21 protein-coding genes are annotated in these 23,956 nt (G+C 72.2%); 5 read left to right on the top strand and 16 right to left on the bottom strand.

The features are described from left to right. The first annotated feature begins 7 nt into the window (after positions 1 to 7). Entirely contained in the window at positions 8 to 721 is a 714-nt protein-coding gene (locus ACZ7DY_RS29180) for a gamma-glutamyl-gamma-aminobutyrate hydrolase family protein (protein WP_471140314.1), read from the top strand. On the opposite strand, the gene ACZ7DY_RS29175 is transcribed toward ACZ7DY_RS29180, so the two are convergent. After that, entirely contained in the window at positions 678 to 1,658 is a 981-nt protein-coding gene (locus ACZ7DY_RS29175; protein WP_471140312.1) for a phosphotransferase, read from the bottom strand. The two genes, ACZ7DY_RS29180 and ACZ7DY_RS29175, sit on opposite strands and share 44 nt — an antisense overlap. A 46-nt stretch (positions 1,659 to 1,704) precedes the next feature. Continuing rightward, positions 1,705 to 2,709 carry a LysR family transcriptional regulator gene (locus ACZ7DY_RS29170; protein WP_471140311.1) on the bottom strand — a complete coding sequence of 335 codons (1,005 nt, stop codon included), beginning with the start codon at positions 2,707 to 2,709 and terminating at the stop codon, positions 1,705 to 1,707. A 71-nt stretch (positions 2,710 to 2,780) separates the two neighbouring features. Between ACZ7DY_RS29170 and ACZ7DY_RS29165 the strand changes: the two genes are divergently transcribed. After that, on the top strand, positions 2,781 to 3,932 hold the full coding sequence (locus ACZ7DY_RS29165) for a TDT family transporter (protein WP_471140308.1): 1,152 nt from the start codon (positions 2,781 to 2,783) through the stop codon (positions 3,930 to 3,932). On the opposite strand, the gene ACZ7DY_RS29160 is transcribed toward ACZ7DY_RS29165, so the two are convergent. The 5 genes from ACZ7DY_RS29160 to ACZ7DY_RS29140 all read right to left on the bottom strand — a co-directional run bounded on the left by ACZ7DY_RS29160 (position 3,922) and on the right by ACZ7DY_RS29140 (position 10,280). Further along, positions 3,922 to 4,653 (bottom strand): helical backbone metal receptor, encoded by a 732-nt coding sequence (locus ACZ7DY_RS29160; RefSeq protein WP_471140892.1) that lies wholly within the window; start codon positions 4,651 to 4,653, stop codon positions 3,922 to 3,924. The genes ACZ7DY_RS29165 and ACZ7DY_RS29160 overlap by 11 nt on opposite strands. A 22-nt stretch (positions 4,654 to 4,675) precedes the next feature. Beyond that, positions 4,676 to 5,251 (bottom strand): helix-turn-helix domain-containing protein, encoded by a 576-nt coding sequence (locus tag ACZ7DY_RS29155; protein ID WP_471140306.1) that lies wholly within the window; start codon positions 5,249 to 5,251, stop codon positions 4,676 to 4,678. Positions 5,252 to 5,413: 162 nt separating this feature from the next. After that, positions 5,414 to 6,403, bottom strand: a complete 990-nt coding sequence (locus ACZ7DY_RS29150) for a hypothetical protein (RefSeq protein ID WP_471140304.1) — start codon at positions 6,401 to 6,403, stop codon at positions 5,414 to 5,416. 171 nt (positions 6,404 to 6,574) lie between these two features. After that, positions 6,575 to 9,184 carry an ABC transporter permease/substrate binding protein gene (locus ACZ7DY_RS29145; protein WP_471140301.1) on the bottom strand — a complete coding sequence of 870 codons (2,610 nt, stop codon included), beginning with the start codon at positions 9,182 to 9,184 and terminating at the stop codon, positions 6,575 to 6,577. Next, positions 9,177 to 10,280: a quaternary amine ABC transporter ATP-binding protein gene (locus ACZ7DY_RS29140; RefSeq protein WP_471140298.1), complete on the bottom strand. Its 1,104-nt coding sequence runs from the start codon at positions 10,278 to 10,280 to the stop codon at positions 9,177 to 9,179. The genes ACZ7DY_RS29145 and ACZ7DY_RS29140 overlap by 8 nt, the downstream gene beginning before the upstream one ends. Positions 10,281 to 10,595: 315 nt before the next feature. On the opposite strand from ACZ7DY_RS29140, the gene ACZ7DY_RS29135 reads away from it, so the two are divergent. Together ACZ7DY_RS29135 and ACZ7DY_RS29130 are read left to right on the top strand one after the other, a co-directional pair. Further along, a complete protein-coding gene (locus ACZ7DY_RS29135) occupies positions 10,596 to 11,501 on the top strand; it encodes a 5'-3' exonuclease (protein ID WP_471140296.1) in 906 nt (301 codons plus the stop codon). A gap of 51 nt (positions 11,502 to 11,552) precedes the next feature. Next, positions 11,553 to 12,389, top strand: coding sequence for a siderophore-interacting protein (locus ACZ7DY_RS29130; protein WP_471140293.1), 837 nt, complete (start codon positions 11,553 to 11,555; stop codon positions 12,387 to 12,389). A 44-nt stretch (positions 12,390 to 12,433) separates the two neighbouring features. Here ACZ7DY_RS29130 and ACZ7DY_RS29125 read toward each other — a convergent pair whose 3' ends face one another. Next, entirely contained in the window at positions 12,434 to 13,033 is a 600-nt protein-coding gene (locus ACZ7DY_RS29125; protein ID WP_471140291.1) for a GNAT family N-acetyltransferase, read from the bottom strand. A 190-nt stretch (positions 13,034 to 13,223) separates the two neighbouring features. On the opposite strand from ACZ7DY_RS29125, the gene ACZ7DY_RS29120 reads away from it, so the two are divergent. After that, positions 13,224 to 14,168: an RluA family pseudouridine synthase gene (locus ACZ7DY_RS29120; protein ID WP_471140289.1), complete on the top strand. Its 945-nt coding sequence runs from the start codon at positions 13,224 to 13,226 to the stop codon at positions 14,166 to 14,168. Positions 14,169 to 14,186: 18 nt separating this feature from the next. Here ACZ7DY_RS29120 and ACZ7DY_RS29115 read toward each other — a convergent pair whose 3' ends face one another. The 8 genes from ACZ7DY_RS29115 to tatC all read right to left on the bottom strand — a co-directional run bounded on the left by ACZ7DY_RS29115 (position 14,187) and on the right by tatC (position 23,946). Next, positions 14,187 to 15,677, bottom strand: a complete 1,491-nt coding sequence (locus tag ACZ7DY_RS29115; RefSeq protein WP_471140286.1) for a cytochrome P450 — start codon at positions 15,675 to 15,677, stop codon at positions 14,187 to 14,189. Positions 15,678 to 15,779: 102 nt separating this feature from the next. After that, a complete protein-coding gene (locus ACZ7DY_RS29110) occupies positions 15,780 to 16,394 on the bottom strand; it encodes a GTP-binding protein (protein ID WP_471140285.1) in 615 nt (204 codons plus the stop codon). Then, entirely contained in the window at positions 16,375 to 16,788 is a 414-nt protein-coding gene (locus tag ACZ7DY_RS29105) for a DUF742 domain-containing protein (RefSeq protein WP_471140282.1), read from the bottom strand. Before ACZ7DY_RS29105 ends, ACZ7DY_RS29110 begins: the two co-directional genes overlap by 20 nt. Next, a complete protein-coding gene (locus ACZ7DY_RS29100; protein WP_098241423.1) occupies positions 16,785 to 17,192 on the bottom strand; it encodes a roadblock/LC7 domain-containing protein in 408 nt (135 codons plus the stop codon). Before ACZ7DY_RS29100 ends, ACZ7DY_RS29105 begins: the two co-directional genes overlap by 4 nt. After that, complete coding sequence (locus ACZ7DY_RS29095; RefSeq protein ID WP_471140279.1) at positions 17,189 to 18,847, bottom strand: ATP-binding protein; 1,659 nt, start codon at positions 18,845 to 18,847, stop codon at positions 17,189 to 17,191. Before ACZ7DY_RS29095 ends, ACZ7DY_RS29100 begins: the two co-directional genes overlap by 4 nt. Positions 18,848 to 19,203: 356 nt before the next feature. After that, complete coding sequence (locus ACZ7DY_RS29090; RefSeq protein ID WP_471140276.1) at positions 19,204 to 22,014, bottom strand: DEAD/DEAH box helicase; 2,811 nt, start codon at positions 22,012 to 22,014, stop codon at positions 19,204 to 19,206. A 95-nt stretch (positions 22,015 to 22,109) separates the two neighbouring features. Continuing rightward, complete coding sequence (locus ACZ7DY_RS29085; RefSeq protein WP_471140274.1) at positions 22,110 to 23,009, bottom strand: diacylglycerol kinase; 900 nt, start codon at positions 23,007 to 23,009, stop codon at positions 22,110 to 22,112. Positions 23,010 to 23,052: 43 nt separating this feature from the next. Then, positions 23,053 to 23,946, bottom strand: a complete 894-nt coding sequence (gene tatC, locus ACZ7DY_RS29080; protein ID WP_471140889.1) for a twin-arginine translocase subunit TatC — start codon at positions 23,944 to 23,946, stop codon at positions 23,053 to 23,055. Positions 23,947 to 23,956 lie beyond the last annotated feature (10 nt).

Raw genomic sequence — 23,956 nt, 5'->3', positions numbered from 1 at the left:
GAGAACGGTGAGAAAGAACGCAGTGAGCGGCAGGCCGCTGATCGGGGTCAGCACCTATCTGGAGTCCAGGGCCGCCTGGGGCGTGTGGGAGCTGCCCGCGGCGCTCCTGCCGGCCGGGTACCCCCGGCTCGTGCAGGCGGCGGGCGGCATCGCCGCGATGCTGCCGCCGGACGATCCGGAGCACGCCCGGTCCGTCGTCGCGCGGCTGGACGGCGTGGTCGTCGCGGGCGGCCCCGACGTCGAGCCCGCCCGGTACGGCGCGGCGCCCGAGGAGCACACGGGGCCGCCCGCCCGGGAGCGGGACGCCTGGGAACTCGCCCTGATCGAGGCCGCATTGGCATCCGGGACGCCGCTGCTCGGCATCTGCCGCGGGATGCAGCTGCTGAACGTGGCGCGCGGCGGGACGCTGGTCCAGCACATGGAGGGGCACCGGGAGCGGGTCGGTGTCTTCGACACGCACACCGTGAAGCCGGTCCCCGGCACGCTGTACGAGTCGATCGTCCCGGACGCGTCCACGGACGTGCCGACCTACCACCACCAGGCGGTGGACCGCCTCGGCGACGACCTGGTGGTCTCCGCGTACGCCGAGGACGGCACCGTCGAAGCCGTCGAACTCCCCGGCCCCCGCTGGGCACTCGGAGTGCAGTGGCACCCGGAAATGGGCGAGGACACCCGGGTCATGGCAGCTCTGGTCCGCGCCGCGTCGCGAGCCGCGTCCTGAGCCACTCGACGGCGGCCGCGCCCTGGGCCGCCTGGAAGGCGCGCAGGGTGGGCAGGCCGGGCGGCGCGGGTTGCAGGGACTGCCGCACGAAGTACCCGGCGAGACCGGCCAGTACCGCGGTCACGCGCCGCGGGTCGGCGCCCCGGCCCGCCCGCCGGGCGGTGAACACGGCCTCCGGGTCGGGCCCTCCCTGCGCCCGCACGCACGGCAGCATCAGGAGCAGGTCGAACCAGGGCGCGGCGCGCAGGGCGTGCGGCCAGTCGACGAAGACGACCCGGCCCTCGCTTGACGTCAGCAGGATGTTGTCGGCGCGCAGGTCGCCGTGGGCCAGGGTGTCGCCCGCCGCGGACTCGCCCGCGGGGGCGGCGAGTTCGGCGAGGGCGGGCAGATTGCGCCGGACCCACGGATCGAGCCTGGCGTCGTCCCCCGCCCCCTGGCCGAGCAGCCGCTCCCACCCGCGGAACATGCCCGCCACCGCCTCGACGGCGGACGGAACGGCCAGCGACGTCGGCGTCATGTCCCGCGCGAGCTCGTCCACCGCGTCCAGGACCCGCCCGAACTCCCCGGTGCGCCACGGCACTTGGGGCTGCCTGCCGTCGACGTCCTCGAAGGCGAGCGCGACCCAGGTCCCGTCGTCGTAGGAGGTCAGGAGCCGGGGCGCGGGCACGGAGTCCGGCAGCGCCGCGGCGTTGCGGGCCTCGGCGCGGTGCAGGCGGGGGCTGCCGGGGTTGACCTCGGCGCTGACGGCCTTGACGAAGGCCCGCCTGCCGTCAGCGAGCCGCACCCGGGCGGCGACACCCGGCGAGAATCCCCCGCGCTGCGTCACCGCCCCGACCACGGCCGCGCCGAGCGCACCCTCCAGCTCCGCGCGAACGTGCGCGGGCAGTTGCCGCCAGGAGGTCCGGACACCGGTCGCGGGAGGCGCGGTCACGTTCATGCACCCATGGTGGGCGGGGCCCACTTCGGGACGCCAGGCCCCCCGCTCACCGCGCGCGCCGCGTCAGCGACAGCAGGTCCCTTCCCGGGCCCGCGATACGGTGCCCCGCCGGCCAGACGGCCCGCAGCTCCCTGCGCAGCCGTACGTCCGCGAGCGGGATCTCCACCAGGCGCCGCGCCGCCAGCTCCTCGCCCACCGCCAGCTCGCTCAGGACGGAGGGCCCCGCGCCGCTCACCGCCGAAGCCTTGACCGCCGTCGTCGACGACAGCTCGATCAGCGGCCTGGCGAGGCCGCCGAGCGCCGCTTCGAGGACCTGCCGGGTGCCCGACCCCTCCTCCCGCAGGATCAGCGGCGTCGCCGCCAGTTCCGCCGCGCCCAGCGGCTTCGCGCGGCGCGCCCACGGGTGGCCCGGCGCGGTCACCACGACGAGGCGGTCGTGGGCGACGACCACGTCGTCGAGCCCGCCCGGCACGGTGAGCCCCTCGACGAAGCCGAGATCCGCCTCGCCGGCCAGGAGCCGGGCCGCGACGGCGGTGGAATTGCCCGCGAGCAGCGAGACGGCGGTGTCCGGCCGCTCGGTCCGCAGCGCGATCAGCCACCCCGGCAGCAGATACTCGGCGATCGTCATGCTGGCCGCGACCCGCAGCCGCGAGTCCCGCCGGTCGCGCAGCGCCTGCGCCCCCGCGTCGAAGGCCTCGGCCGCCTCCACGATGCGGCCCGCCCAGTCGGTGACCAGGGCCCCCGCGTCCGTCAGCCGCGAGCCGCGGGGCGAGCGCTCGACGAGCGCGACGCCGAGCTGCCGCTCCATGGCCCGCACCCGGCTGCTCGCCGCGGGCTGCGTGATGCCGAGCTCGCGGGCGGCCCGGCCCAGGCTGCCGAGCCTGGCCACGGCGAGGAGCAGCTGGAGCGCGCCGAGGTCGGGTACGCGGTGGGCCAGTGAGGCCGGAGGGACATTCGGGGCGGCGGAGGGCTCGGTTGACGCGGGAGATGAAGGGGATGCGGGAGATGGAGGGGACCCAGGGGATGGAGGGGGCGCGGGGGACGTACTCATAAAGTCACTTTATGCCCCCATAGAACACCGCTCCCTGGTGGCCGACCCCCTCTTCGTAAGACCGTGGACCCATGGTCACCACCGCTCGGCCCGCCACCTCGGCGGGCACCTCCCCCACAGTCGCCGGCACCCGCCTCCTCGCCGTCCGCCACCTCGGCCCGAACTGGTACGCCTCGGTCATGGGCACCGCCATCATCGCCAACGCGGGCGCGACGCTGCCGTACACCTTCCCCGGGCTGCGCACGGGCTGCACCGTCCTGTGGGCGCTCTCCGTCGTCCTGCTCGCCGTGCTGCTGGTCGCCCGCGCCGCGCACTGGGCCCACCACCGGGACCAGGCCCGCGCCCACCTGCTCGACCCGGCGATGGCGCCGTTCTACGGCTGCCTGTCGATGGCGCTGCTCGCAGTGGGCGGCGGCACCCTGATCGTCGGCAGGGACTGGATCGGCACGGGCGCCGCCATCGCGCTCGACACCGCGCTGTACACCGCCGGCACGGCCATCGGGCTCGCGGCCGCCGTGGCCGTCCCGTATCTGATGGTGGTCCGCCACCGCATCGCCCCCGACCAGGCCTCGCCCGTGTGGCTGCTGCCGGTGGTGGCCCCCATGGTGTCGGCGGCCCTCGGCCCGCTGCTCATCCCGCACCTGTCCGCGGGCCAGGCCCAGCAGACCCTGCTCTACGGCTGCTTCGCGATGTTCGGCCTGAGCCTGCTCACCACCCTGGTGATGCTGCCGGTGATCTTCGCCAGGCTGGTGACGGCGGGGCCGCTCCCCCTGGCGCTCACCCCCACGCTCTTCCTGGTGCTCGGCCCGCTCGGCCAGTCGACCACCGCGACGAACAAGTTCGCCGACTTCGCGCCCGGCGTCGTCCAGGCCCCCATCGACCGGGGCTTCCTGGTTTTCGCCGTCCTCTACGGGGTGCCCGTGATGGGCTTCGCGATGATGTGGCTGGTGCTCGCGGGGGCGATGGTGGTGCGGGCCCGGCGCCGCGGCATGGGCTTCGCGATGACGTGGTGGGCGTTCACCTTCCCGGTGGGCACCTGTGTGACGGGCGCCGAGGGCCTCGGCAAGCACACCGGGCTCGCGGTCTTCGGCTGGCTCGCGGTCGGTCTCTTCGTCCTCCTCGTGGCGGTGTGGGCCGTGGCGCTCGCGCACACCCTGCGCGGGGTCGTCGACGGAAGGCTCCTCGCGGCACCGGCCCCCGCCCCGGTGTCGGTCACCCCGTAGGGCGCGGCCGGGCCTCCCGCAGCGCGGCGCCGAGCACGGCCGGGGCCTCGGCGAGCGACGGGCCGTACCAGGTGAGGTGCCGGCCGCTGACCAGGGCGGCCGGCAGGTGCGCGGGGAACGCCTCGGGGCCGTCGTCGCGCGTGAAGCGGTACGGCTCGTCCGGCAGCACCACCAGGTCGAGCTCCGCGGCGCACAGTTCCTCGACCGGCACCCGCGGATACCGCTCGGCGTGACCGGCGTACGCGTTGTCGACGCCGAGCCGGGCGAGGAGGTCACCCGCGAACGTGTCGCGGCCGAGGACCATCCACGGCCGCCGCCAGATGGGCACCGCCGCCCGCAGCCGGCCCGCTGGCGCGGGCAGCCGCCGCCACGCCTCCTCGGCCTCCGTCAGCCACCCGGGCCGCTCCGCCCCGCACGCCGCGACCACCCGCGCCAGCTCCCGGAAGGCCTGCTCCAGGGAGCGGACCTCGGTCACCAGGACCTCGACGCCGGCCGCGCGCAGCGCCGCGAGGTCGGGGGCGCGGTTCTCCTCCTCGTTGGCGACGACCAGGTCCGGGGCGAGGGAGACGATGCGGGGCACGTCGGGGTTCTTGGTGCCGCCGACCCGGACCACGTCGAGCCCGGCCGGATGGCTGCACCACTCGGTGGCCCCCACCAGCGTGCCCGGCACGGTGACGGCGAGGGCCTCGGTGAGCGAGGGCACCAGGGAGACGACCCGCAGCGGGCCGCGCGCGAGCGGCACGTCAGCGCCCCCTGTCGTCCACCGCTTCGATGTGGTCCCCCACGGCGATCACCAGGACCCGGGTGTCGGGCACGGTGGCCCGCCAGCGGTGGCGCACTCCGCCGGTGAGGAACAGGGTGTCGCCGCGGCCCAGGCGGTAGGCCCGCCCCTCGGCCTCCATCTCCACGGCGCCCTCGACGATGTACAGCAACTCGTCGTTGCGGTGCTGGAATTCGCGTCCCTCGTCGTGGTCCCCGATGAATTCCAGGGCGTGCAGCTGGTGGTGCCCGCGCGCCAGCTCGCGGACGCGGGCCTCGGGCGTGGAGCCGTCCAGGTCCGTGTCGTCGGCGGCGCGCACCACCTCGACGGTGCGGGCCGGGTCGGCGGCGGCGAGGAGCTCCACGTCGGTGGTGCACAGGGCGTCGGCGACACGTTGCAGGGAGCGCATGCTGGGGCGGGCGCGCTCGTTCTCGATCTGGCTCAGGAACGGCACGGAGAGGCCGCTGCGCTCGGCGACGACGGCGAGGGTGAGCTCGAGCTGCCGGCGGCGGCGCCGCACGGCCGAGCCCACCCGGAGGGTCTCCTTGTGCTCGTCCATCGCCTCGGCTCCCTTCCGCGCATCGGCCCGCTCGCAACCCTGAGGGGTTTTCTGCACCCTACGCATGTTCGCCAAACGGTTTTGCCCCGTTGCCGGGACCGCCCGCCCGTCTCCCACCCACACCCTTCCAAGGAAGTGGGCCGCGCGCCTCTTTTTCGCGTCCTACAGCTGGTGCCAGTAGAGCAGTTGTCCGGCCTCCCCGGGCGCGGATCCCTCAGCCGGTACGAACAGGCTGACGAGCAGGGCAGGTTGGCCCCGGGGGTCGGTGAGCAGGGTCGCGGAGGGGTTGGCGAAGGCGTGGCTGCCGCCGTGCGTCTGGATGTCGAGGCGGTCGGCGCGGCCACTGGAGGGGTCGTACGCGTACGTGCCCCAGCTGCCGAAGTCGCCGGGCCGCCCCTGGCCCTCGATGAGCACCACGCGCTCCCCGCCGAGCTCGACGGGCGCCCGGTCGCCGATGTTGCCGCCGTTGCCCCGGCTGCGGACGGCGCGGTCGAGCCGCCGGTCCGGCTCGGCGTGCCAGTGGCGGAAGCCGGTGAGGGTGGCGCGCAGCTGGCGGTCGGTGTTGCAGCCCGCCCGGTAGTGCCCGGTGAGGTGGATCGTGGCGCCGCGCACGGCGGTGATGGCCGGGGTTCCCTCGGCGCAGCGGGAGAGGGTCAGCGGGGCGTCGAAGGAGCGCCGGGCGTGCCCGTGCAGCAGCGCGGTGAGGTTTCCGTAGGCGCGGACCGCGATGTGGTTGCGCGGGTCCCTCTCGTAGGCGAGGACGTATCCGCCCCGGCCGTCGTGGGCGAGCGTGGCCTGGTGGGTGCCGGGGCCGAAGTCATGGCGGCGCCGCCAGTGGCGCAGGTCGGTGGAGGTGGCGACGGCGGCGTGGAAGCGGCCGTCGCGCAGGAGCGTGTGGTAGACGGCGAGGTACGTGCCGTCCTGGGCCTGCTCGATCTGCGCGGCGTCCATGGTGCGACCGGTGTGGTCCCGGGCGTCGTAGCGGTGGCCGTCGGCGGCAGGCACGCTGCGGGCGAGCGCGGCCAGGCGTGCGGTGGCCGGGGAGGCGGGGGCGGTGTCGGCGCGGGCGAGCCGGGCGACGAGCAGGGCGGCGGCCAGGGCCAGTACGAGGGTGACGGCGAAGAGCACGGTCCTCGGCTGCCTTGCGGTCACGGGCTGGGTCTCACGTTCGGCTGTCCGGGAAGGGCGGGCCCGGTCGGGTGTTCGACAGGGTCCGGGTCCCGTCGAGGTTAGGGACCGGGCGGGCCCGCCGGAACACCCCGAGGGGTGGGCTTCGCCACAGGCGAGGCCCACCCCTCGGGAGGACGGAAGGAGGTTCCGGCGCTACTTCACGGCCGTCATCTTCTCCTCGAAGCCCGGGTTCTTCTTCAGCCAGGCGTCGACGGCCTTGGGCTCGTTGCCCTTGCCGGCCTTGTTGATCTCGTTCTCCAGGCTCGCCAGCTGCTCCTCGCTCATGTGGAAGTTCTTGAGCCACTTGGTGAGCTGCGGGTACTGCTCGGGGAACTTCTTGCTGGAGATCGTGCGGATCGTGTCACCCTTGCCGAAGCCGCCCTTGGGGTCCTTCAGCTTGGTGAGGTCGTACTCGTTGTACGCCCAGTGCGGCGACCAGAGGAGCACCGCGATGGGCTCCTTCTTGGCGTACGCGGCCTTCAGCTCGGTGAGCATCGCAGGGGTCGAGCCCGCGGCGATCTCGTACTCCTTGTCGAGGCCGTAGTCGGGCAGGACCTTGTCCTTGAGCGCCTGCATCACGCCGGTGCCCGGCTCGATCCCGACGATCTTGCCCTTGAACCTGTCGCCCTTGCCCTTGAGGTCCGCGAGGGACTTCACGTCCTTGACGTAGGACGGGACGGCGACCTCCAAGGAGGTCGGGCTGTACCAGGACCCGATGTCGTTCAGGTCGGCCTTGTTCTTCTCCCAGTACGTCTTCTGGGCGGTGGGCAGCCACGCGTCGAGGTCGAGGTCGATGTCGCCCTGGGCGAGACCGGTGTAGACCGGGCCCACGTCGGCCGGCGTCAGCTCCATCTTGTAGCCGCGCTTCTCCAGGACGCGCTTCCACAGGTTGGTGACGGCGATGTTCTCGTCCCACGCGAAGTAGGCGGCCTTCAGCGGGCGCTTCTTCTCCTCGCCGCCGGAGTTCTTCGGCAGCGGCGCCAGCTTGTCGACGACGCCCGGGTTCTTCTTCAGCCAGGCGCGCACGGCGTCCTGCTGCTTGCCCTTGCCGGCCTTGTTGACCTCGGCCTCGAGCCCGGTGAGCTGCTTCTCGCTCATGTCGAAGTTCTTGAGCCACTTGCCGACCTGCGGGTTCTCCTTGGAGAAGCCCTTGCGCGCCAGCGTGTGCACGCCGTCGCCCTTGCCCCAGGCGCCCTTCGGGTCCTTGAGCTTCTTCAGGTCGAAGTCGTTGTACGCCCAGTGCGGCGACCAGAGCGGAACGACGATCGGCTCCTTCTTGGCGTACGCGGCCTTCAGCTCCGACAGCATCGCCGTGGTGGAGCCGTCGACGACCTTGTACTCCTTGTCGAGGCCGTACTCCTTCAGCACCTTGCTCTTGAGCAGCTGCATCTCGCCGGCGCTCGGCTCGATGCCGACGATCTTGCCGCCGAACGTGCCGCCCTTGCCCTTGAGGTCCGCGAGCGAGTCGACGCCCTTCATGTACGAAGGGACGGTCAGCTCCAGCGACGTCCGGTCGTACCAGGCGCCGAGGTCCTCCAGCTTGTCGCCGTACTTCTTCCAGTACGTGGCGTGCGTCGTCGGCAGCCACGCGTCGGTCTGGAAGTCGACGTCGCCCTGGGCGACCGAGGTGTAGAGCGGGCCGGCGTCGAGCAGGCTGGCGTTCACCTTGAAGCCGCGCTGCTCCAGGATCTCCTTCCAGAGGAAGGTGGAGGCGATGCCCTCGTCCCAGTTGATGTAGCCGATGTTGATCTGCTTGCCCTGGCCGACGTTCTTGCCGTCGGCCACCGGCTCGGACGTGGTGCCGCCGAAGATGCCCATGCCGCCCGCGACGAGCGCGAGGACGACGACGCCGACCATCGCGACGACGGGACGGGGGCGGTAGTTCCACAGGTTCAGGCCCTGCGCGGCGCGCAGCTTGGCGAACGCGCGGCGGCCGAGCGGGGAGACCTGGCTGCCCAGGCCGCTGGTGACGCGGTCCAGGTAGATGGCGAGGATGACGATGGAGACGCCCGCCTCCGCGCCGAGACCCACGTCGAGCTGGCCGATGGCCGCGTTGACGTCGGCGCCGAGGCCCGGCGTGCCGACCATGCCGGTCAGCGCCGCCATGGAGAGGCCGAGCATGATGACCTGGTTGACACCGGCCATGATCGTCGGCAGCGCGAGCGGCAGCTGGACGCGGAAGAGGGTGTTGCGGGGCGTGGTGCCGAACGCGTCGGCGGCCTCGACCAGCTCCTCGTCGACCTGGCGGATGCCGAGCTCGGTCATGCGCACGCCGGGGGCGAGCGCGAAGACGATCGTGGCGACGATGCCCGCGGGGGCGCCCATCCGGAAGAACAGCAGCGCCGGGATGAGGTAGATCATCGCGGGCAGCGTCTGCATGAAGTCCAGGACGGGCCGGACTATGCCGCTGACCGTCTTGGAGCGCGCCGCCCAGATGCCGACCGGCACGGCGATCACCAGCGCCACGAAGGTCGAGACGAGCACCAGGGACAGCGTCATCATCGCGTTGTCCCACAGCTCCAGGGAGACGATGAACGCGAAGCCCGCGAAGGCCAGCACACCGCCGAGCAGCCCGCGCAGCCAGAAGGCGATGACGGCGAGGATGCCCGCCATCAGCAGCGGCTCGGGGGCGGAGAGGACGTCGTAGACGCCGTCCCACATGTTCTGGAAGAGGGTCTTGATGAAATCGAACAGCCAGTCCATGTGGGTTCTGAGCCATTCGACCGAATCATTGACCCAGTCGCCGAAGGGGATCCTAGGCACCGCTGCTCACCTTGCCCACGTTCTTGCCGCCCTTTTCCCGGGCGTCGCCGGCCGCCGCGGCGTCTTCCGGTTCCTCCATCGGCTCGCCGAGCACGGCGAGCAGCCTGGCCCGCGGCACGACGCCGACCAGCTTGCCGTCGGCGCCGGTCACCGCGACCGGCACCTCGCTGGTGGAGCAGGGGGTGAACAGCTCGATGATCGGGGTGTCCTCGGTGACCGTCGCCGGTGCGTCGGCCCGCACGAAGTCCTTGTCGGCGTCGGCCATGATCGCACCCGCCGTCAGCACGCGGGACCGGTCGACGTCCTGCGTGAACGCGGCGACGTAGTCGTTGGCCGGGGTGACGAGGATGTCCTGCGAGGTGCCGATCTGGACGATGCGGCCGTCGCGCATGACGGCGATCTGGTCGCCCAGGCGCATGGCCTCGTTCAGGTCGTGGGTGATGAAGACGATGGTCTTCTTCAGCCGCTTCTGCAGGACGAGGAGCTGGTCCTGCATGTCGCGCCGGATCAGCGGGTCGAGCGCGCTGAACGACTCGTCCATGAGGAGCAGGTCGGCGTCGGTGGCGAGCGCGCGGGCCAGGCCCACGCGCTGCTGCATGCCGCCGGACAGCTCGTCGGGCCAGGACTTCTCCCAGCCCTTGAGCCCGGCGAGCTCCAGCGCCTCGGTGGCGCGCCTCTCGCGCTCGGCGCGGGGCACGCCCTGCACCTCCAGGCCGTAACCGGCGTTCTCCAGGACGCTGCGGTGCGGGAAGAGCGCGAAGTGCTGGAAGACCATGCTGATCTTCTTGGAGCGCACCTCCCGCATCTCCTTGGCGCTCAGCTCGGTCAGGTCCTGACCGTCGAAGCGCACGTGACCGGCGGTCGGCTCCGACAGTCCGTTGAGCATGCGCAGCAACGTGGACTTGCCGGACCCGGAGAGACCCATGACGACGAAGATCTGGCCCGGTTCGACCTCGAAGGAGGCGTCGATGACGGCGGCGGTGGTGCCGTCGGCGCGCAGTTCCTCTCGGTCGGCTCCGTGGCGGAGTTTCTCCACCGCGTCATCGGGTCGTCTGCCGAACACCTTGTACAAGTGCTCGGCCTGCAGCCTGGACACATACACCTCTCGGGTCGAACCAATACGGCCCGCCTCCCCCGCCGGCGGGCCGTGGAGCGGCCGGGTTCTGCCCGTTTACCGAATCGAAATGTTGAATCCTCGACAGGGTTCGCTCCGGTCGGCCCCTGCCCCCGCTCGTCCGGACCAAACCAAGGAGTGGCCCAGCTCACACCCGTTGCGTGATCGGCACGGTCCGTCGCGATGCGCAACGCGCACCGGTCGCGGACCCGGGATCAGCGGCGCCGTGCGCAGCACGTTCGCACTGTCGGTGCCGTGCGGCATGATGCCGATGTGACTCAGCGAACACGACGGCTCATGCTTCTCGACACGGCCTCCCTCTACTTCCGCGCGTACTTCGGGGTCCCGGAATCCATGAAGGCCCCGGACGGCACCCCGGTCAACGCGGTGCGCGGACTGCTCGACTTCATCACCCGCCTCGTGCTGGACCACCGCCCGGACGACCTGGTCGCGTGCATGGACGCGGACTGGCGCCCGCAGTGGCGCGTCGACCTCATCCCCTCGTACAAGGCGCACCGCGTCGCCGAGGAGACCGTGACGGGCCCGGACGCCGAGGAGATCCCGGACACGCTCTCACCGCAGGTGCCGATCATCGAGGCCGTCCTCGACGCCCTCGGCATCGCGCGCGTGGGTGTCGAGGCGTACGAGGCGGACGACGTGATCGGCACCTTCGCCGCCCGCGCCACCGGCCCGGTGGACATCGTCACCGGCGACCGCGACCTCTACCAGCTGGTGGACGACCGGCGCTCCATCCGCGTCCTCTATCCCCTGAAGGGTGTCGGCACGCTCCAGACGACGGACGAGGCGTGGCTGCGCGAGAAGTACGGCGTGGACGGCCCCGGTTATGTGGATCTGGCACTGCTGCGCGGCGACCCGAGCGACGGACTGCCGGGCGTGCCCGGCATCGGCGAGAAGACGGCCGCCAAGCTCCTGGACGCCTTCGGGGACCTGGCCGGGATCATGGCCGCCGTCGACGACCCGAAGTCGAGGCTCACCCCCTCGCAGCGCAAGCGGCTCGACGAGTCCCGGGCGTATGTGGCGGTGGCCCCGAAGGTCGTGCGGGTGGCGGGCGACGTGCCGCTGCCGGACGTCGACACGGCCCTGCCGCGCGAGCCGCGCGACCCCGCGGCCCTCGACGAGCTGGCGGCACGGTGGGGCCTGGGCGGATCGCTGAAGCGGCTCCTCTCGGTCCTGCACCCGTAAGTGTTAACTTAGGCAAGCCTAAGCAATCGTGGATCAGGGGAGGCCGTCGCCATGGCAGAACGTCCGGCACGCAGAGCACCGAAGGCCCATGTCGCACAGGTCGTGCGCACGGAGCGGCTGACCCCGCACATGCAGCGGGTGGTCCTCGGCGGGGAGGGGCTCGCCGAGTTCACCACCACCGGGTGCACCGATCACTACGTGAAGCTGCTCTTCGACGCCGAGGGCGTCACGTATCCCGAGCCCTTCGACATCGGGCGGATCCGCGAGGAGTTCCCGCGCGAGCAGTGGCCCGTGACGCGGACCTACACGGTGCGCCGGTGGGACGCCGAGGCCCGCGAGCTCGCCCTCGACTTCGTGATCCACGGCGACGAGGGCCTCGCGGGCCCGTGGGCGCGGGACGTCGAGCCCGGCGCCACGGTCCGCTTCCAGGGCCCGGGTGGTGCGTACGCCCCGTCGGCCGACGCCGACTGGCACCTCCTGGCCGGCGACGAGAGCGCCCTGCCGGCCATCGCGGCGGCGGCCGAGGCCCTCCCCGAGGGAGCCGTCGCGCACATCTTCGTCGAGGTCGAGGGTGCCGAGGAGGAGCAGAAGATCGCGACGGACGCGGAGGTCGTCTGGCTCCACCGCGGCGACCGCCCGGTCGGCGAGCTCCTCGTCGAGGCCGTCCGCGCCCTGGAGTTCCCCGAGGGCACCCCGCACGCCTTCGTGCACGGCGAGGCGGGCTTCGTGAAGGAGCTGCGCCGCTATCTGCGCGTGGAGCGCGAGATCCCCCGCGAGCACCTCTCCATCTCCGGCTACTGGCGCCTCGGCCACAACGAGGACGGCTGGCAGGCGTCGAAGCGCGAGTGGAACGCCCAGGTGGAGGCCGAGCAGGAGAAGGCGGCGTAAGACCGCCGCGGCACACGCGGCAGCGGGCGGCGCGGACCCGGGCGTCACACCGGCGACACGGGCCCGTCCCCCTTGATCCGCGCGTGCAGATGCATGTCGTGCCAGCCGTCCTCGTGCAGCAGCGCGCTGCGCTTGGTGCCCTCCACCGCGTAGCCGGTTTTGACGGCGACGCGGCAGGACGGCTCGTTGGACGTCGAGTGGGTCAGCTCCAGGCGGTGCAGGCCCACCGCGTCGAAGGCCCACGCGGTGAGGGCGACGACCGCGCGCGGGGCGACGCCCCGGCCGCGGGCCGACGGCATCGTCCAGTACGCGATCTCCGCCTGGCCGTCGGCGAGCACGATGCACCGCAGGGCGGCCCGGCCGACCACCGCGTCGGTCCCGGCGTCGGCGATCGCCCAGTAGGCGTCGCGCTCCTCGGTCCACGCCTTGCGCCACCCCTCTATCCAGCCGCGCACCTCTCTCTCGGTGTCGGCCACGCGCGCGTGCCAGCGCTGTATCACGGGATCCTGGAACGCCTCGAAGACGGCGGGCGCGTCGGCGTCCGCCCAGGGGCGCAGCACCAGACCGCCGGGGACGGGCAGCGTCGGCTGCTCCCGGCGGGCGAGGGTCCCTGCGGCGACGATGTCGGAGATCTTGAAAGGCATGGGCGCATGGTCGCAGTACGGGCGCGGCCGGCGGCAGTGCTTTTCCGGGGCGCACATGAGCCCGCCCCTCCGGCGCCCGAGCGCCCCGCACACGCGCCCGCCACTACTGGCCAGCCGGCACCCCCACCGCGCCCCGCCGCCCCGCTTCCCCACCCCCGTGACCGGCGAAGCCCCGTACGCTGACCCCCTGATGAGACGCAAGCCCCGCATCCCGCCGAGCCCCCTCCCCCAGCGCCACGGCATCGACCCCGTCCGGGTCAGGCTGCCGTTCGACGGGGCGTGGCCGACCGTGCGCGACCACCTGGTGGAGCGGCTCGCGGCCGGGCCGGGCGTGATCGACGCGATGCTGCGGGAGGGCCGGATCGTCGGCGCGGACGGCGCGCCGGTGCCGCTCGACGCGCCCTACGCCCCGGGCGCCTTCGTCTGGTTCCACCGGGAGCTGCCCCCGGAGGTCCCGGTGCCGTTCGCCCTGGACGTCGTCCACCGCGACGAGCACATCGTCGTCGTGGACAAGCCGCACTTCCTCGCGACCATGCCGCGCGGCGGGCACGTGACGCAGACCGTCCTCGCCCGGCTGCGCACCGGGCTCGGCATCCCGACGCTGGGCGTCGCACACCGCCTGGACCGGCTGACCGCCGGACTGCTCCTGTGCACGGTGCGGCCCGAGGAACGCGGCGCGTACCAGACGCTGTTCCGCGACCGCCTCGTGCACAAGGAGTACGAGGCGGTCGCGGAGTACGACCCGGGCGTGCCGCTGCCCCGGACCGTGCGCAGCCACATCGAGAAGGACCGCGGGGTCATCGCGGCGTACGAGGTGCCCGGCGCCGAGCCCAACAGCGAGAGCCGGATCGAACTCGTCGAGCACCGCGCCGGGCTCGGCCGCTACCGGCTCGTCCCGCACACCGGACGCACCCACCAACTCCGCGTCCACATGAACGCGTTGGGGCTGCCCATCCTCGGCGACCCCGTCTACCCGGTGGTGACCGGTCCCGCGGCGCCGGACGACTTCCGGCGGCCCCTGCAACTCCTCGCGCGTGTCCTCGAGTTCACCGATCCGGTCACCGGGACCACCCACCGCTTCGTCAGCAGGCGGACCCTGGACGCCTGGGCCGCGTACGACACCTGGGCCGGATAGCCCCGCCCGTCCCTGCCGTCAGTACCCCCGCCACCAGACGAGGAAGCGCTGCCACACTCCCTTGGGCCGGACCTCGGGACCCGGTGCCGCGGACCCCGCGGACACGGGCGGGGCGGTCGCCGGCTGCGGGGCGGCGGCGGGCTCCGGCCTGCGCGGGGGCGGCGACGACACCTCCCAGTCCCTGCGCGGCGTCGGCAGCTGCGCCGAGGGCCGCGCCATGACGTCCTGCGGGGGCCGCGGCGCGAACTTCACCGGCAGCTCCACCAGATGGCGCGAGAGGATCGAGGACGTCCACCGCAACTCGCTCTCGTCGACGGCGAGTTCGACGTCCGGCAGACGCATCAGGAGCGCGTCGACCCCGGTGTCGGCGATGGCGCGGCCGATGTCCTGGCCGGGGCACTCGTGGGGCCCGCCGCTGAACGCCAGGTGCGAGCGGTTGCCCTGCATGTTGGCGCTGAGGTCGGGGCGGACGACCGGGTCGACGTTGCCGGGTGCGATGCCGAGGATCAGACCGTCGCCCGCCCGGATCCGCTGCCCGCCGAGCTGGGTGTCCTGCTTGGCGAAGTAGCCGACCATGGCGCTGAACGGCGGTTCGTCCCACAGGGACTGCTCGACCGCCTCCGGCACCGTCATCTGGCCGCCGCTGAGCTGGGCGCGGAAGCGCGGGTCGGTGAGGACCATCCGCAGCACGTTGGCGATGAGGTTGGCGGTGGCCTCGTACGCGGCGATGAGGACGAGACGCAGGTGCGCGCCGACCTCGTCGTCGGTGAGCCGCGCGGGGTGCGCGAGCAGGCTGCTGGTGAAGTCCTCCTCGGGGTTGGCGCGGCGCCGCGCCACAAGACCCATCAGGACCTCCATCACGTACGCGTTGCTGGCGATGGCGGTCTCGGTGCCCTTGATCATGTCGCGGGCCGACTGGACCATGCGCTCGTTGTACTCCTCCGGCATGCCGAGCACATGGCACATCACCATCATCGGCAGGTGCTCGGCGAACTGGCTGACGAGGTCGGCGCGGCCGTCCTGGCAGAAGTCGTTGAGGAGGTGGTTGGTGTAGCGGTTGATGTAGCGGCGGATGCCGCGGTGGTCGATGCCGGCCATGGCGCCGGTGACCGCGCCGCGCAGCCGCTGGTGCTCGTCGCCCTCGACGAAGCTGCACATCGGCTGCCAGGTGAAGACCGGCGCGAGCGGGTGGTCGGGCCCCGCGCTGCCGTCCTGCACGGCGCGCCACCGCCGCGAGTCGCGGGTGTACTGCGAGGGGGTGCGGACCATGTGGAGGTTCTCGCTGTGGCCGAGCACCGCCCAGATCGGCACGTCGTTGTGGATCAGTACGGGTGCGACCGGGCCGTGCTCGGCGCGCAGCTTCTCGTACAGGCCCGCCAGGTCGGCGTCCGCCTCGGGGCCGTAGAGGCGGCGCAGGCCACCGGGGCCGAGGCCGTGGGCGGGACAGCCGGGCGGCGCGGCGGCGGGGCCGTCGGTGCCGGGCCAGGAGGGGGAGGCAGGGGTGGTCACGGTCGTCGCTCCGGGATTCGCTGAAGGGTTCCGGGTTGCTGGATACGAGGGGGCCGGCGGTACGGGGTGCGGGGAGCCGGCGGTACGGGGGCGCCGCGCCGGTCAGACGCGGGCCACCGTCAGGGAGTGCAGATAGCGCATCAGGGTCATCAGGACGTCCCGGCTGGACTCCCTGCGGCGGGCGTCGCACGCCATGATCGGCACCCCGGGTTCCAGGTCGAGGGCCCTGCGCAGGGTCTCGACCGGGTGGTGGGGCGCGTCGGGGAAGTCGTTGACGGCGACGACGAACGGCACACCGCGCTCCTCCAGGCGGCCGATCACGTCGAAGCTGACCTCCAGGCGGCGGGTGTCGAGGAGCACCACCGCGCCGAGCGCCCCCTCGAAGAGGCCGTTCCACAGGAACCAGAAACGCTCCTGGCCGGGGGTGCCGAAGAGGTAGAGGACGAGCTCCTCGGAGATGCTGATCCGCCCGAAGTCCATCGCCACGGTGGTGGCCGTCTTGGACTCGGAGCCGTAGTTGTCGTCGACCCCGATGCCCGCCTGGGTCATGGTCTCCTCGGTGGTCAGCGGGCGGATCTCGCTGACCGAACCGACCATCGTCGTCTTGCCGACCCCGAACCCGCCCACGATCACGACCTTCACGGCGGCCGCGGCCGTGTGCGGCAGGACGTCCTCCCTGCGGGGGCCGGTGATCGTGTCAGAGCTTTTGAAGTCCATGCATCACCGCTTCGAGGAGGGATCGGTCGGGGAGCGCGGAGCGGACGATGGGGGCACGCGCCTGGATGAGCCCGGCCCCGAGCAACTCCGTCAGGACGACGGTCACGACGCTGAACGGCAGCGCCATGTAGGCCGAGAGTTCGGCGACGGAGAGCGGCGTCGTGCACAGCCGCAGCACGGCGGAGTGCTCCGGCTGGGCCGTGGGCGACGCCTCGCCCTGCGCGACGATCAGGGTGACGAGGTCGAGCGCCGCCCGCTCGGAGCCCTCGCCGGTGAGGATGTACAGCCGCTCCGGGTTCTCGGGGCTGCGGCGCTCTCGTTGGGGCGGCGCGCCGGCCTGCGCCGGGACCTCGCCCGGTCGCGAACCGCGGGGGGAGTCCTGCGGAGGAGTCATACGGCCTGCCCGTCACGCCGGGGCGGGCTCGTCAGGTGCGCCCCGATGCGTACGACGAGGTCGCGCATGCGGGTGCCGATGAGGCCGGCGTCGACGGTCTCGTCCGCGAGCACGGCGAGGTAGGCCCCCGCCCCCGCGGCCATCAGGTAGAAGTAGCCGCCGTTGATCTCGATGATGACCATCTTCATGTTGCCGTCGCTGTGCGGGATCTCGGTGGCGACGGCGGCGGCCAGGCTCTGCAGGCCCGCGCAGGCCGCCGCGATGCGGTCGGCCGCGTCCGGGTCGCCGCCGTAGCGCGCGATGCGCAGACCGTCCGCGGAGAGCACCACGATCTGCCGGGTCTGTGGCACCCCGTCGGCGAGCTCCTTCAGCATCCAGTCGAAGTTGGCGCGTTGCTGGATCACTGCCAGTCCCTCTCGTCGGCGCTGCCGTGGTGGTTGCGGTCGGTTCCCCGCGGGGGGAAGGATCCCTCGGTGGCCGGCCCTTCCGCGGCGGTTCCGGGCGGCGGCACCGGATCGGGGTCATCGGGGCCCTCGCCCTTGACGCCCTTCATGAACGCCTCGATCCACAGCCCCGGCTCGGGCTCGTCCCGCTTCGGCGCCGGCACCGGGGGCGGGGCGGTCGCGGCGGCGTGGGCCTCGGCGATCCGCTGTGCCTCGGCCTCCTGGGCGTACCGCTCGCTGAGCGGGATCTTGACGCGGCTGCGGCGCTGCGGCAGGCCGTTGGGCGTCCACTCGGTGACCTCGGGGACGTCGTCCTCCATCGTCGCGGTGAGCGGGGAGCGCAGCGGCGGGCCGGCGGTGACGACGCGCGGCTTCTTGCGGCGGATGTTGCGGGCGGGTTCCTCGATGGTCCGTCCGGCGTTGTCCACCCGGGGCACGGCGGAGGCGCCGATGCCGTGCGCGAGGCCGGGCGCGGGCCCGGTGGTGATCATCTCGCGCGGCACGATGAGGACCGCGCGGACGCCGCCGTAGGCGGACTGGCGCAGGGAGACCTGGAGGTTGTACATCTGCGAGAGCCGGCCGACGACGGCCATGCCGAGGCGAGGCGTCTCGCCGAGGTCGTTGAGGTCGATGCCGGCCTGCGCCTGCTCCAGCATGCGCTCGGCGCGGGCCCGCGCCTCCTCGCTGAGGCTGACCCCGCCGTCCTCGATCTCGACGGCGATGCCGGTCTGCACCTCGACGGCGGTGACGTGCACCTTGGTCTGCGGGGGCGAGTACCGGGTGGCGTTGTCGAGGAGCTCGGCGCAGGCGTGGATGAGCGGCTCGACGGAGGTGCCGTGGATCGCGACGTTGGCGATGGAGTGCAGCTCGACGCGCGGGTAGTCGAGGATCCGGGACATGGCGCCGCGCAACACGCTGAACAGCGGTACGGGCTTGGGCCACTGGCGGCCAGGGCGGGCGCCGCCGAGCACCGCGATGGAGTCGGCGAGGCGGCCGATCAGCGCGGTGCCGTGGTCGATGCGCAGCAGGTCGTCGAAGACCTCGGGGTTGCGTCCGTGGAACTCCTCCATGTCGCGCAGTTCCGCGGCCTGTTGGTGGACGATCGACTGGACGCGCCGCGCGATGTTGACGAAGGCGCGCTGCGCGGATTCGCGCATCGCCTCCTCGCGGTCCAGGGTGTCGAGCACGGAGCGCAGCAACTGGCGCTGCGATTCGGGGAGTTCGCGGTAGGCCTCGTCCTTGTCCACGACGTTGCGGACGACTTCGACGGGTGCCTCGCCCTGGCGCAGCCGCCAGAGCGCCGCGGGCAGGATCTCCCGGCCCAGGCGGACGGTCTCCTCGTCGTGGGAGGCGATGCGGCGCTCGAGGAAGGCGAGCCGCTGCGCGTACTGCGTGCGCTGGCCCCGGATGGTCCGGCCGCGCCGCACCGCTTCCGCGCCGACGGCGATGACCAGGAGGGTCGCGACGGCGCCGCACCAGGCGACGGCGGGCCGGGCCGGTTCCGCCACCGAGGCGACGGCGGCTCCGGTCGCCGCCGCCATCAGCATGGCGGGCAGCAACAGCACGCGCGCGTAAGGGACTTCTCGGCCACCGGGAGGCGATTGAACACTCACCATGTATGCCCTCTGAACACTCGTCTTGGGGGGAATGACGTCTTTGGGGGATGACGGAACATATGCGGAGACGACAAAGCGAACGATCGAAAGATTGGGGAACAAGCGCGCGAATCTGTCGCAACTCGTTCAACTCGCCGCGCTCCGGGCGAGCTTAGTGCGCCGGAATCATCGCCGTGTCATATTCGGCAACCCCCTGCAGAGGCCTCGCCGGGAGGCATACACTCTGCCCTTTTGCACACGTGGCGATCGCTCGAACACATGGAGTGACGTGTCGAACGCCCGGAAAAACACCGAACGGGCGCGCCCCGCGGCCGAATCGGCCGAAGGACGCGCCCGAGCGCGCGGCGAAGGTCTCGCTAACCCACCGAGCTGTACGCCACCACCCCGCGGAGCAACTGGTCCACGGCCTTGCGGGCGTTCTTCGCGACCGTGCTGTTCTCCCGGGGGGCCGCCGCGGAGATCTGGCCGAGCACGTCGATGACCTGCTTGCACCAGCGCACGAAGTCGCCGGCCGGCATCTCCGCCTCGCGCAGCACCTCGTCGAGCCCCTTGTCGGAGGCCCACATGTACGCCGCCCAGGCGAAGCCGAGGTCGGGCTCGCGCTGGCCCACGCCCTCGGTCTGGCTGATCTTGAACTCTTCCTCCAGGCCGTCGAGCCGGCCCCAGATCCGCACCATCTCGCCGAGCGCCGCCTTCACCGCCCCGGACGGCAGCTTGGGCGCGAGCGCGTCGTCGCCGACCCGTGCCTCGTAGACCAACGCCGAGACGCAGGCGGCCAGTTCGGCCGGGCTGAGCCCCTCCCACACCCCGTCGCGCAGGCACTCGCTGGCCAGCAGGTCCAGCTCGCCGTAGAGCCGGGCGAGCCGCTTGCCGTGCTCGGTGACCTCGTCGCCGCGCAGATAGTCGAGCTCGGTGAGGAGGGCGACGATGCGGTCGAAGGTGCGCGCGATGGTGTTCGTACGCCCCTCGATGCGGCGCTCCAGCTGCGAGGTGTCCCGCTTGAGACGGTGATACCGCTCGGCCCAGCGCGCATGGTCCTCGCGCTCGTCGCAGCCGTGGCACGGGTGCGCCCGCAGCTCCGCGCGCAGCCGTGCGATCTCCTGGTCGTCGGCGGCCGCCGCGCGTCCCTTGCGGTGCCGGTCGGGCACGATGTGCCCGGCCTTGGTGCGCAGCGCGGACGCGAGATCGCGCCGGGACTGGGGCGAGCGGGCGTTGAACGACTTCGGGATGCGCATCCGCTCAAGGGCCTCGACCGGCACCGGGAAGTCCATCGACGCGAGCCGCTTGACCTGCCGCTCGGCGGTGAGGACGAGCGGCCGGGGACCGTCAACGTGGTCGAAGCCGCGGTGGCCGTTGACCCGCCCGGCGGGCAGCCCCGGGTCGAGGACGAGCGCCAGGCCCGCGTACTTCCCGGTCGGGACGTGGATGACGTCGCCCGGCTTCAGCTTCTCCAGGGCCGCCGCCGCGGCGGCCCTGCGCTGGGCCGCGCCCTGCTTGGCCAGCTCGGTCTCGCGGTCCTTGAGCTCGCGGCGGAGCCGCGCGTACTCCTCGAAGTCGCCGAGGTGGCAGGTCATCGAGGCCTTGTAGCCCTCCAGGCCCTCCTCGTTCTTCTGCACCTGCCGGGAGATCCCGACCACCGACTTGTCGGCCTGGAACTGCGCGAAGGACGTCTCGAGGAGCTCGCGCGAGCGGTGCCTGCCGAACTGCTCGACCAGGTTCACCGCCATGTTGTACGAGGGCTTGAAGCTGGAACGCAGCGGGTACGTGCGCGTGCCGGCGAGGCCGGCCAGGTGCTCGGGGCTCATGGCGCGCTGCCAGAGCACCACCGCGTGGCCCTCCACGTCGATGCCGCGACGCCCGGCACGGCCGGTCAACTGCGTGTACTCGCCGGGGGTGATGTCGGCGTGCTGCTCGCCGTTCCACTTGACGAGCTTCTCCAGCACCACGCTGCGCGCGGGCATGTTGATGCCGAGGGCCAGGGTCTCGGTGGCGAAGACGGCCTTGACCAGGCCGCGGACGAACAGCTCCTCGACCACTTCCTTGAAGGTGGGCAGCATGCCCGCGTGGTGCGCCGCGATGCCGCGCTCCAGCCCCTCGAGCCACTCGTAGTACCCGAGGACATGGAGATCCTCATTCGGGATCGACGCGGTGCGCTCCTCGACGATCTCGCGGACCGTCATGCGCGCCTCGTCGTCGTTCAGCCGGAGCCCCGCGTACAGACACTGCTGCACGGCGGACTCGCAGCCCGCGCGGCTGAAGATGAACGTGATGGCGGGCAGCAGCCCCTCGGCGTCGAGCCGCTCGATGACCTCGGGGCGGCCCGGCGTCCAGATCCGTGAGCGCTGGCGGCGCTCCCGCTCGCGGTCGGCCTCGCGGACCATCTTGCCCTTGCGGCGGTCCCGCGGATTGTACGAGCGGCTCGCCTCCATCCGCGCCATGCGGGTCAGATCGGGGTTGACCGCCTTCTTGTGGCCCTCGCCCTCCTCGAAGAGGTCGTACATCCGCCGCCCGGCGAGCACGTGCTGGAAGAGCGGCACGGGCCGGTGCTCGGAGACGATCACCTCGGTGTCACCGCGGACGGTGTCGAGCCAGTCGCCGAACTCCTCGGCGTTCGACACCGTGGCCGAGAGGGAGACCAGCGTGACCGACTCCTGGAGGTGGATGATCACTTCCTCCCAGACGGCGCCGCGGAAGCGGTCCGAGAGGTAGTGCACCTCGTCCATGACCACATAGCCGAGGTTGACCAGCGACTGGGAGCCGGAATACAGCATGTTCCGCAGGACCTCGGTGGTCATGACGACCACCGGGGCATCGCTGTTGACGCTGTTGTCGCCGGTGAGCAGGCCCACCTTGTCCGCGCCGTACCGCTTGGCGAGGTCGGCGTACTTCTGGTTGGAGAGCGCCTTGATGGGCGTGGTGTAGAAGCATTTCTTGCCCTGGCCCAGGGCGAGGTGCACGGCGAATTCGCCGACGATCGTCTTGCCCGAGCCGGTGGGGGCGGCCACGAGCACGCCCTTGCCCGCCTCCAGCGCCCGGCACGCCTCGATCTGGAAGGGGTCGAGGCCGAATTCGTACATCTCGCGGAAGGACGCGAGTGCGGTGGCCTGCTCGACAGCGCGCTTGCGCGCCGCCGCGTACCGCTCGGCCGGTGAGAGGTCCTCTGTCATCGTGCTTTCGAGACTACCGGGCACCACTGACAACGGACGATCATTATTGGCGGGGCCGCCGAAGCCGGCGGCTCAGGGGCGTGCGCGGCGCCCGCTCACGGCGCGGGGGGCGCGAGCACCCGTACCGCCCCCGGCACGCACCGCGCGGTCAGCGGCAGCGCGCCCAGCGGCTCCCCGTCGGCGTATCCGGTGACGCCGGGCGCGGCCAGCTCGACCTCCGCGGCCCGGTACACGGTCACCTTGGGGTGGTCGAGGTGGGTCCCCTTGTAGACCCGCGGGAAGACCTTGAGCAGGGTCGTACGGCTGCACTCCCCCACCACGGTGACGTCGAAGAGCCCGTCGGCCAAGTCGGCTCCGGCGCAGATCCGCATGCCCCCGCCGTACGAGGTGCCGTTGCCGACCGCGACGAGCGTGGCGTCGACCTCGTGGACGGTGCCGCCGTCCAGCGTGATGCGGTACGGGATCGGCCGGAACGCCGCAAGCTCCGCGACCATCGCCAGGTCGTACTTGAACCGGCCGGTGGGCCACCGCATCCGGTTGCCCCGGTCGTTGACCCGCGAGTCGAAACCAGAGGCGAGCACGGTCCCGAACCAGGTCCCGCCGACCCTGCCCAGGTCGACGTCGCGGGTACGCGCGCCCTTGAGCGCCTCGGCGACGATCTCCCCCGCGGCCGCCGGATCGCGCACCGGAAGGCCCAGGGCGCGCGCGAAGTCGTTGCCGGTCCCCACCGCGATCACCCCGAGCGGGGTGGCCGTCCCGGCGACGGCCTGCAGCGCGAGGCTCGCCATGCCGTCGCCGCCGACGGCTATCAGCGCCGCGGTGCCCCCTTCGACGGCCGCCCGGGCCCGCCGCAGCGCATCGGCGGCGTCCTCTCCGATGACCGTCCGCACGGAGAAACCGCGGGCCCGCAACGCGGAAGCGGCCGGCTGCGCCGCGTGGGCGCCCCGGCCGCGGCCCGCGGTGGGATTGACGAAGAGGGTGATCTCGCTGGTCACTGGGCGTCCCCCCGAACGGAGTTTGAGGGAGGACCCTACAAGATCAGGTCACGTCGTCGAAACCGTTCACCCGGTGATCGGTCCGGGCGGTGCCCGCCTGCTCGGGCAGGACCCTCGGCGGCCGCACCGATTCGAGGTCGCCGACCGGCTCCGGGGTCAGGTCGATGTCGGACGCCTCGTCGTCGTCGAGCTCGGCGTCGGGGTCGTTGCGGCGGCGGCGCGCGTCGTTCAGGAAGGAGATGCCGACCGCCATGAAGTACAGGACGACGATCGGACCGGCCAGCGCGATCATGCCGACCGGGTCGGTGGTCGGGGTCGCCACGGCACCGAAGATGAAGACGCCCATGACCACGCCACGCCACCAGGTCATCATGCGGCGGCCGGTCACCATGCCGGTCATGTTGAGCATCACCAGGAGCAGCGGCAGCTCGAACGAGGCACCGAAGACGAGGACCATCCTGACGGTGAAGTCGAGGATCGTGTCCATCGGCAGCAGGTTCTGCGCCCCGTCGGGGGTGATGCCGAGCAGCACGCGCATGCTGACGGGCAGGATCGTGTACGACAGCCAGGCGCCGCCCAGGAAGAGCGGCACGGCGGCACCCACGAACCAGTAGGTGTACTTGCGCTCGTGCTTGTGCAGGCCGGGCGCGACGAACGCCCACAGCTGGTACAGCCAGACCGGGCTGGACACGATGATGCCGACCATGAGGCTGACCTTCACGGTGGTCGTGAAGGGCGACAGCAGGTCGTTGAAGGTGACCGTCGCGCAGTGGCCGCCGGTCTGCTTCATGCCGGGCTCACAGCGCGGCACGGGATCAGCGAGGAACTCCATCAGCTCCTGGCTGTAGAAAGCCGCCACGATCGACACGACCGTGATGGCGAGGAGACCTTTGGCGAGCCGGTTGCGGAGCTCGCGAAGGTGCTCCGCGAGGGGCATCCGCCCCTCG

This window comes from Streptomyces sp. NPDC037013, from assembly GCF_055607265.1.
The sequence above is the reverse complement of the archived record's forward strand: the minus strand, read 5'-3'. Positions and strand labels throughout refer to the sequence as shown.

Excerpts from the sequence above, each read along its gene's own strand:
- ACZ7DY_RS29175 (WP_471140312.1), bottom strand. The coding sequence starts at position 1,658 with ATGAACGTGACCGCGCCTCCCGCGACCGGTGTCCGGACCTCCTGGCGG.
- ACZ7DY_RS29170 (WP_471140311.1), bottom strand. The coding sequence starts at position 2,709 with ATGAGTACGTCCCCCGCGCCCCCTCCATCCCCTGGGTCCCCTCCATCT.
- ACZ7DY_RS29165 (WP_471140308.1), top strand. The coding sequence starts at position 2,781 with ATGGTCACCACCGCTCGGCCCGCCACCTCGGCGGGCACCTCCCCCACA.
- ACZ7DY_RS29155 (WP_471140306.1), bottom strand. The coding sequence starts at position 5,251 with ATGGACGAGCACAAGGAGACCCTCCGGGTGGGCTCGGCCGTGCGGCGC.
- ACZ7DY_RS29135 (WP_471140296.1), top strand. The coding sequence starts at position 10,596 with ATGCTTCTCGACACGGCCTCCCTCTACTTCCGCGCGTACTTCGGGGTC.
- ACZ7DY_RS29130 (WP_471140293.1), top strand. The coding sequence starts at position 11,553 with ATGGCAGAACGTCCGGCACGCAGAGCACCGAAGGCCCATGTCGCACAG.
- ACZ7DY_RS29125 (WP_471140291.1), bottom strand. The coding sequence starts at position 13,033 with ATGCCTTTCAAGATCTCCGACATCGTCGCCGCAGGGACCCTCGCCCGC.
- ACZ7DY_RS29120 (WP_471140289.1), top strand. The coding sequence starts at position 13,224 with ATGAGACGCAAGCCCCGCATCCCGCCGAGCCCCCTCCCCCAGCGCCAC.
- ACZ7DY_RS29110 (WP_471140285.1), bottom strand. The coding sequence starts at position 16,394 with ATGGACTTCAAAAGCTCTGACACGATCACCGGCCCCCGCAGGGAGGAC.
- ACZ7DY_RS29105 (WP_471140282.1), bottom strand. The coding sequence starts at position 16,788 with ATGACTCCTCCGCAGGACTCCCCCCGCGGTTCGCGACCGGGCGAGGTC.
- ACZ7DY_RS29095 (WP_471140279.1), bottom strand. The coding sequence starts at position 18,847 with ATGGTGAGTGTTCAATCGCCTCCCGGTGGCCGAGAAGTCCCTTACGCG.
- ACZ7DY_RS29090 (WP_471140276.1), bottom strand. The coding sequence starts at position 22,014 with ATGACAGAGGACCTCTCACCGGCCGAGCGGTACGCGGCGGCGCGCAAG.
- tatC (WP_471140889.1), bottom strand. The coding sequence starts at position 23,946 with ATGCCCCTCGCGGAGCACCTTCGCGAGCTCCGCAACCGGCTCGCCAAA.